Source organism: Streptomyces botrytidirepellens, assembly GCF_003721215.1.
GTDB lineage: Bacteria > Actinomycetota > Actinomycetes > Streptomycetales > Streptomycetaceae > Streptomyces > Streptomyces himastatinicus.
In genome coordinates this window covers 1-8,097 of the sequence record NZ_RIBZ01000727.1, presented here as the reverse complement: position 1 = coordinate 8,097, position 8,097 = coordinate 1, and the positions used below count along the sequence as shown (strand labels likewise).

Sequence of the window (8,097 nt, the reverse complement as noted above, 5' to 3'; positions counted from 1 at the left end):
GGCCGGGCGGCCTCAGGCCGCCGCGTACCGCGTCACCGTCGCGCGGGCGGCGCGCCGGGAGGCCGTCAGTGCCTCGGTGGTGAGCAGCGGAACGGGCACCACGATGCCGCAGTCCTCGCAGACCGGTCCGGCCGCGGGATAGCGGTCCAGGTCCTCCCGCCAGACCAGCCGTTCCTGGGCGCAGACCGGGCAGGCCGATCCCGGGCCCGCCTCCATGGCCACGATCAGCCTCCGCAGGACGTCGGCGAGGCGGCCGTCGGGATGGGTCGAGGGAGATTCGCACGGCATGATGTCGCAGCCGCCCCAGGTGTGCAGGTGCCAGTCGTCGACGGCACTGGGCTGACGGATGCCGTGGTGTTTCTCCAGCCTGCGCCGGGCGGCGAAGTCCGCCTCGTACGCGAGCCACAGGGTGCGGGCCTCCTCGAGTTCTTCGAGTGCCGTGATCAAACGTGTGGGTTCAGGCTGACGGTCCTCCGGGATGATCCCGGTCCTGGCGCACAGATGGTGCCAGGTCGCCCGGTGCCCGTACGGCGCGAACCGTTCCAGGCATTTGCGCAGCGAGGTGCGCCGGGCGGTGACGTGTCTGCGTGGATTGCGAACCTCTCGTGCGAGTGCTCTGAAACCGGCCACTTCTTACCACCTCCGCGTTGTGCGGACCCGACTCGTTGTCGAATGGACGTAACGCAGCGCGATCCGGATCCATCGTGTTTCCAGAAAGTCGCGGAGCAATCTCGGGAAGGAAGTTGACGGCCGCTCATCTTCCGGCGTTGTTGTACCGCCGGTAACCTCCCCCTCAACTGCATCCGGGAGGAGCGGATATGCGTTTCAGAACCGGCAAGCTCACCCGTGTCGCCGTCGCCGCGGCCGCGGTATTGGTGCTCGGCGCCACGTTCGCGGCCCCACTGCCGCAAGAGGCCCAGGCGGCGCCGACCGCCGCCCAGGCCGCCACCGACTACTGCGGCGGGCAGTGTTCCGACATCCTGCCGCCCGGCGCGACCGGCAACGCGACACTGGCCGACATCCTCGCCAACCGGGTGTTCGGCACCCGCCCCGCACACAGCGCCGACCAGCTCGGCCCGTACAACGACCTGGCCCAGGGCTATCCCACGCTCACCGACGACAAGCTGAACACCTTCTTCAACGACTCGTCGTTCGGGGTCCCCGCGGACCAGGTCGAGTCGGTCACCAAGCCCCGCGACGACGTCACGATCACCCGGGACAAGAAGACCGGCGTCCCCCACATCCAGGGCACCACCCGCGAGGGCACCGAGTTCGGCGCCGGATTCGCCGCCGCCCAGGACCGGCTGTGGCTGATGGACCTCTTCCGCCACGTGGGACGCGGCGAGCTGACCTCCTTCGCCGGTGGTGCCGCCTCCAACCAGGGCCTGGAGCAGGACTTCTTCCGCCAGGCGCCGTACACCGAGGCCGACTATCAGGCGCAGATCGACTACATCCTGGCCACCGGCGGCGAGCGCGGAAAGCAGGCGCTCGCCGATGCCCAGGCGTACGTCGACGGCATCAACGCCTACGCCAAGAAGGCGAAGGACGCCCGCAACTTCCCCGGCGAGTACGTGCTCACCGGGCACATCGACGCGATCACCAACGCCGGTGAGATCCAGCCGTTCAAGCTCACCGACCTGATAGCCCTGGCCTCCGTCGTCGGCGCGCTCTTCGGCAACGGCGGGGGCGGCGAGGTGGAGGGCGCGCTGTCGCTGCTCGCCGCCCAGCAGAAGTACGGCCTCGAAGAGGGCACCAAGGTGTGGGAGTCCTTCCGGCAGCGCAACGACCCCGAGGCCGTGCTGACCGTCCGCGACGGCAAGGGCTTCCCGTACGCGGACAAGCCCGCTTCACCCAAGGGCACCGCCCTGCCCGACCGCGGCTCCGTCAGCTCCGAACAGCTCGTGTACGACCGCGAGGGCAGCGCCACCCCGGCCAAGGCCGGGGCCCGCACCAGGGTCAAGGCGCCCGCCAAGCTCGACAAGCTGCGCGGCATCTACGACGACGGGGTGCTGCCCCGCGATCTGTTCAGCCGTAAGAAGGGCATGTCCAACGCGCTCGTCGTCTCCGGCAAGTACACCGCCGGCGGCCACCCCGTCGCCGTCTTCGGCCCGCAGACCGGCTACTTCGCCCCGCAGCTGCTGATGCTCCAGGAACTCCAGGGCCCCGGGATCAGCGCCCGCGGCGCCTCGTTCGCGGGCGTCGGCATGTACGTCCAGCTCGGGCGCGGCCAGGACTACGCGTGGAGCGCCACCACCTCCGCCCAGGACGTCACCGACACCTACGCGGTCGAGCTGTGCTCACCGGACGGCTCCGCCCCGTCCAAGGACGCGACGTACTACCGCTACCACGGCGACTGCCTGCCCATGGACAAGCTGGAGCGGCGCAACGCCTGGAAGCCCACGGTCGCCGACTCCACCGCCGCGGGCTCCTACCGGATGCAGGTGTACCGCACCAAGTACGGCCTCGTGACCCATCGCGCCACGGTCGGCGGCAAACCGGTCGCCTACACCTCGCTGCGCGCCACCTACCGCCACGAGGCCGACTCGATCATCGGCTTCCAGATGCTCAACGACCCCGGCTACGTGACCGACGCGAAGTCCTTCCAGAGCGCCGCCCAGCACATCAACTACACCTTCAACTGGTTCTACGCCGACTCCCGGCAGGCCGCCTACTACAACAGCGGGCTCAACATGCGGCGCGCCGACGGCGTCGACCCGTCGCTGCCCGTCAAGGCCGAGCAGGCGTACGAGTGGCGGGACTTCGACCCGGCGCACAACACCGCCGCGTACACCCCGCCCGCCGAACACCCCCAGTCCATCGACCAGGACTACTACATCAGCTGGAACAACAAGCTCGCCAAGGACTACAGCGCGGCGGGCTTCGGCAACGGCTCCGTGCACCGCGGCAACCTCCTCGACGACCGGGTGCGCGCCCTGGTCAAGAAGGGCGGGGTGACCCGCGCCGCGCTCACCCGGGCGATGGCCGAGGCCGCCGTCACCGATCTGCGCGGCGAGGACGTGCTGCCGGAGCTGCTGAAGGTGCTGCGCAGCAAGCCGATCGACGACCCGGCGCTCGCCACCGCCGTACAGCGGCTGGAGTCCTGGCAGGCGGCGGGCTCACAGCGTCGCGAGACCAGCGGCGGATCGAAGACCTACGGTCACGCGGACGCCGTGCGCATCATGGACGCGTGGTGGCCGCTGCTGGTCGAGGCCGAGTTCAAGCCGGGCCTCGGCGGTGAGCTGTACGACGCGCTGCGCACCAACCTGAGCGTGGACGAGGCGCCCTCGGCGGGCCACGGGCCGACCGGTTCGCACGCCGGGTCGTCCTTCCAGTACGGCTGGTGGTCCTACGTCGACAAGGACCTGCGCGCGGTGCTCGGCGAGGACGTCAAGGGGCCGCTCGCCAAGCGGTACTGCGGCGGCGGCGAGCTGAGCGCCTGCCGTGACGCCCTGCTGAGCAGCCTCAAGCAGGCCGCCGCCAAGCCCGCCACCGAGGTCTACCCCGGCGACGACAACTGCGCCGCGGGCGACCAGTGGTGCGCGGACTCCATCATCCAGCGCACGGTCGGCGGACTGACCCACGACAAGATCAGCTGGCAGAACCGTCCCACCTTCCAGCAAGTGGTGGAGTTCGCGCGCCACCGCTGAGCGTGACGCAGTTCCGGTATTTCCCGTTGTTTCCGTCGTGAATTCCGGAATATCCCTGCCGAGCCGGGCAGGGAAATGCGCTGCACTATGCTCGGAAACGTCAGGGCGCGTTTTCTTGTACGGGGGAGCAGAAGACCGGAATGTCCTCAAGCGATCGGTGGCAGTACCCCGCGGCGCTGCTGGACACGACAATGGATCAACTCCGCACACTGCTCGCGGTCCATGAGACCGGTACGGCGCTGGGCGCCGCCCGGCTGCTGGGCCGCGAGCAGTCCAGCGTGCAAAAGCAGCTCGACACGATGAACCGGAACTTCGGCACCCTGTGCGGAGAACCGCTCGTCCTCAAACGCGGCCGCAGCCGGAATGTGCTCTTCACCGCCACCGGCGAGAGCCTCGCCGAACTCGCCCGCGGCACCCTGCGCGGATGGCAGGAGGAACTGCGCGACTGCCGCCGCCGGCTCGGCGGCCGGCTGGCCGTCGGCTCCACCCGCTACACCCTCGGCTTTCTGCTGAATGCCGTGGAACTGGTCACCGCGGACTTCGAGAGCCGCGGCGTCGAGCTGAAGGTCGAGCACGTCCGCACCAGGGACCTGCTCGACCGGCTCGGCTCCAAGGAACTCGACCTGGTCTGCGGCAGCGTGCTGGCCGACGGCAGCCGGAACCGCGGGCTCGACGGCTTCGAGGTGATGGAGTGGCGGCGCAGCGGCCTCTCCCTGGTCACCAACCTCGCCGCCGACGAACTGCCCGGCCCCTCCGTCGCGGTGAGCGCCCTGCCCGGGGTGCCGCTCGCGGTCTCCGCCGACGGCCTCATCCCCGGCTTCCTGCGCGGCTGGTTCGGCGGCCGCTACCGTCAGGAACTGCACATCGCGGCCGAGATCGACACCGTGCAGTACGGCCTCGAACTGCTCTCCTCGGGCGTGCTGCGCGGCGCGGTGCTCGTCACCCAGGGGATCGGCGACGCGGTCGCCGACGGGCGGCTGCGGACCGGCGCCGGACTGCGCACGCTGGAGCTGGCCGATGACATCGCGCCCGAACTGGACGTGCTCGTGGGGGTCTTCGTACGGGCCGGGGAGCGCGCCGCGCAGGACGACGACCATCCGCTCAACGTGCTGTGGAACGCCCTCGCGGGGGAGAACGCCCGCTGGCGCCGCGTCATCGGCGACCAGCGCCCCGGGGGCCCGCGCGCCCGATAGCCGGGCCCGCTCGGTCGGCGAAACGTCATCCGCCGGTCGGCCTCGTGCCCTCTTCCCTTCAACATACCGACTGGTTAGTCTGCCCGTGCGGCCGGGCCGATCCGGGCCGACGGTCGCGCCGCATCCGAGGAGCGTCTCAATCGTGGATACCGTGCGTGGAGCGCGAGTTGTCGTCACCGGGGCGGGAGGCGGCATCGGCGCCGCCCTGGCCCGCCGCTTCGCCGCCGAGGGCGCCCGGGTCGTGGTCAACGACCTCGACGCGGCCGGGGCGGAGTCCGTCGCCGCCGAGATCGGCGGCACCGCCGTCCCCGGCGACGCCTCCGGGGTGGTGCCCGCCGCCCGGGACGCGCTCGGCGGGGGCATCGACGTCTTCTGCGCCAACGCGGGCGTCGGCCACGGCGGCGGCCCCGAGGCCGACGAGGCGCTGTGGGCCGAGGCCTGGGACGTCAACGTGATGGCCCACGTCCGGGCCGCCCGCGCGCTGCTGCCCGACTGGCTGGAGCGCGGCGAGGGGCGGTTCGTGTCCACGGTGTCCGCCGCCGGGCTGCTCACCATGGTCGGCTCGGCGCCGTACAGCGTCTCCAAGCACGCCGCGCTCGCCTTCGCCGAATGGCTCTCGGCCACCTACCGCCACCGCGGCGTCCAGGTGCACGCCGTGTGCCCGCAGGGCGTGCGCACCAACATGCTGGAGGACAGCGGAACCGCCGGAGACCTGGTTCTCCTGCCCACCGCCATCGAACCGGAAGAGGTCGCCGAGGCCGTGCTGAAGGGCATCGCCGAGAATCGGTTCCTGATTCTGCCGCACGCCGAGGTGGCCGGGTACTACGTCACCCGCGCCACCGACACCGAGCGGTGGCTGCGGGGCATGAACCGCGTGCAGCGCACCCTGGAAGAGACCGAAGAGAGGCCACCGCGATGACGTCGTACCAGGACCAGCCCTGGCTCGCCACGCTCAACGAGAAGCAGCGCGAGCCGATCACCCCGCGGCCGAGCGTGCTGCACGCCTTCCGGGAGGCCGTGCGCGACGCCCCGGACCACCCCGCGATCGCCTACTTCGACGGCCGGGTCACCTACCGCGAGCTGGACGAGCTGTCGGACGGGCTGGCGGGCCACCTCGCCGGGCGCGGCTTCGCCCCCGGCGACCGGCTCGCGATCATGCTCCAGAACACCCCGCACTTCGTGATCGCGCTGCTCGGCGCGTGGAAGGCGGGCGCCGCAGTGGTCCCCGTCAACCCCATGTACAAGGGCGGCGAACTCACCCACATCCTCACCGACGCCGAGGTCACCGCCCTGGTGTGCGCCCGCACCGGCTGGGAGGCGTACATACGGGAGACGGCCGCGGACACCCCGGTGCGCATCGCGCTCACCGCCGACGCGTACGACTTCCAGACCCGGAACGACGAGCGGGTGCTGCGCGACGAGCGCATCCCGGTCCCCGAGGACACCGACGACCTCCTCGCCGTGGCCCGCGCCGGTGCCCGGCCGCCCGCGGTCCATGAGCCCGCGCCCGGCGACATCGCGCTGATCAGCTATACGTCCGGCACCAGCGGCACCCCCAAGGGCGCCATCAACACCCACGTCAACGTCTCCTACAACGCCGACCGGCAGCACCTCCTCCACGAGCTGCCCCCGGGCTCGGCGATCTTCGCGCTGGCGCCGCTGTTCCACATCACCGGCATGGTCTGCGAGCTGGGCGCGAGCCTCGCCGGGGCCGGGACGCTCGCGCTGGCGTACCGCTTCGAGACCGGTGTCGTCCTGGACGCGTTCGCCGAACACCGCCCCGCGTACACCGTCGGTCCCTCCACTGCCTTCATGGCGCTGATGGCCCATCCGCAGGCGACCCGCGACCACTTCGCGTCCTTCCGGATCATCTCCTCCGGCGGCGCCCCGCTGCCGCCCGCGCTGGTCGAGCGGTTCGAGGCGGTCCTCGGCCCGTATCTCCACAACGGCTACGGGCTCACCGAGTGCACCGCCCCCTGCGCCAGCGTCCCGCCCGGTGTGCGGGCCCCCGTCGACCCGGTCTCCGGCACCCTGGCGGTCGGCGTGCCCGGCGCGGACACCGTCGTACGGATCGCCGGGGACGACGGGAAGGACCTGCCGTTCGGCGAGCCCGGCGAGATCGTGGTGAGCGGCCCCATGGTCGTGCCCGGCTACTGGCGCCGCCCCGACGCCACCGAGGCCGGAATGCCCGGGGGCGAACTGCGCACCGGGGACATCGGCTTCATGGACGAGGACGGCTGGCTGTACGTCGTCGACCGCAAGAAGGACATGATCAACGCCTCCGGGTTCAAGGTGTGGCCGCGCGAGGTCGAGGACGTGCTCTACACTCACCCAGCCGTCCGCGAGGCGGCCGTCGTCGGCAAGCCGCACCCCTACCGGGGCGAAACGGTCAAGGCGTACGTGAGTCTGCGGCCCGGGGCCGAGGTCACGCCGGACGAGCTGGCCGCCTATTGTGCGGACCGGCTCGCCGCGTACAAGTACCCGCGGGAGGTCGAGATCCTGCCCGACCTCCCGAAGACGACCAGTGGCAAGATCCTCCGACGAGAACTGCGAGGATGAGAACGGAAGAGAAGCGGGTGGCGACCATGGCCAGAACGACGAACGGCGACGGACAGCCGGTGCCGCGGCGGCTGCTGGCCGCTGCCACCCGCCTCTTCGCGGAGCGCGGGTTCGACCGGACGTCCGTCCAGGAGATCGTCGAGGCGGCGGGGGTCACCAAGGGAGCCCTGTACCACTACTTCGGCTCCAAGGACGATCTGCTCCACGAGATCTACGGCCGGGTGCTCCGCCTCCAGCAGGAACGGCTCGACGCCTTCGCGGACGCGGACGCCCCCGTCGAGCAGCGGCTGCGGGGCGCGGCGGCCGACGTCGTCGTGACCACCATCGAGAACCTCGACGACACCACGATCTTCTTCCGGTCGATGCACCACCTGAGCCCGGAGAAGTACAAGCAGGTGCGGGCCGAGCGGCGCCGCTACCACGAGCGGTTCCGCGCGCTGGTCGAGGAGGGCCAGCGGACCGGGGTGTTCAGCGCCGACACCCCGGCGGACCTGGTGGTCGACTACCACTTCGGCTCCGTGCACCACCTGGGCACCTGGTACCGCCCCGGGGGCTCCCTGGCCCCCCAACAGGTGGCCGACCACCTGGCCGACCTCCTGCTGCGAGCGCTGCGGCCCTGACAACCGGGGCTCCGCCCCGGACCCCGCACGCCCTCCGGGTATGTGTCCTCAAGCGCCGGACGGGCTGGATTTTCCAGC

At 71.1% G+C, this 8,097-nt stretch carries 6 protein-coding genes; 5 read left to right on the top strand and 1 reads right to left on the bottom strand.

Annotated features, from left to right (window positions below; translation table 11 throughout):
* Positions 1-12: 12 nt before the first annotated feature.
* A complete protein-coding gene (locus EEJ42_RS37170; RefSeq protein WP_123106598.1) occupies positions 13-630 on the bottom strand; it encodes a hypothetical protein in 618 nt (205 codons plus the stop codon).
* Between the two features lie 188 nt (positions 631-818).
* Here EEJ42_RS37170 and EEJ42_RS37165 point away from each other — a divergent pair, with 188 nt between their 5' ends.
* From EEJ42_RS37165 to EEJ42_RS37145, 5 genes are all read left to right on the top strand, one after another.
* A complete protein-coding gene (locus tag EEJ42_RS37165; protein WP_123106597.1) occupies positions 819-3,647 on the top strand; it encodes a penicillin acylase family protein in 2,829 nt (942 codons plus the stop codon).
* A 140-nt stretch (positions 3,648-3,787) separates the two neighbouring features.
* The gene (locus EEJ42_RS37160; RefSeq protein ID WP_184503459.1) at positions 3,788-4,840 is read left to right on the top strand and encodes a LysR family transcriptional regulator; all 1,053 of its coding nucleotides are present in this window, start codon (positions 3,788-3,790) and stop codon (positions 4,838-4,840) included.
* Positions 4,841-4,982: 142 nt separating this feature from the next.
* Positions 4,983-5,759 (top strand): SDR family oxidoreductase, encoded by a 777-nt coding sequence (locus EEJ42_RS37155; protein WP_184503458.1) that lies wholly within the window; start codon positions 4,983-4,985, stop codon positions 5,757-5,759.
* Complete coding sequence (locus EEJ42_RS37150) at positions 5,756-7,399, top strand: AMP-binding protein (RefSeq protein WP_123106595.1); 1,644 nt, start codon at positions 5,756-5,758, stop codon at positions 7,397-7,399. Before EEJ42_RS37155 ends, EEJ42_RS37150 begins: the two co-directional genes overlap by 4 nt.
* A 26-nt stretch (positions 7,400-7,425) precedes the next feature.
* Positions 7,426-8,019 carry a TetR/AcrR family transcriptional regulator gene (locus tag EEJ42_RS37145; protein ID WP_039942228.1) on the top strand — a complete coding sequence of 198 codons (594 nt, stop codon included), beginning with the start codon at positions 7,426-7,428 and terminating at the stop codon, positions 8,017-8,019.
* Positions 8,020-8,097 lie beyond the last annotated feature (78 nt).

Bases quoted from the DNA above. Each gene is read 5' to 3' on its own strand.
- EEJ42_RS37165 (WP_123106597.1), top strand. From the start codon at position 819: ATGCGTTTCAGAACCGGCAAGCTCACCCGTGTCGCCGTCGCCGCGGCC.
- EEJ42_RS37160 (WP_184503459.1), top strand. From the start codon at position 3,788: ATGTCCTCAAGCGATCGGTGGCAGTACCCCGCGGCGCTGCTGGACACG.
- EEJ42_RS37150 (WP_123106595.1), top strand. From the start codon at position 5,756: ATGACGTCGTACCAGGACCAGCCCTGGCTCGCCACGCTCAACGAGAAG.
- EEJ42_RS37145 (WP_039942228.1), top strand. From the start codon at position 7,426: ATGGCCAGAACGACGAACGGCGACGGACAGCCGGTGCCGCGGCGGCTG.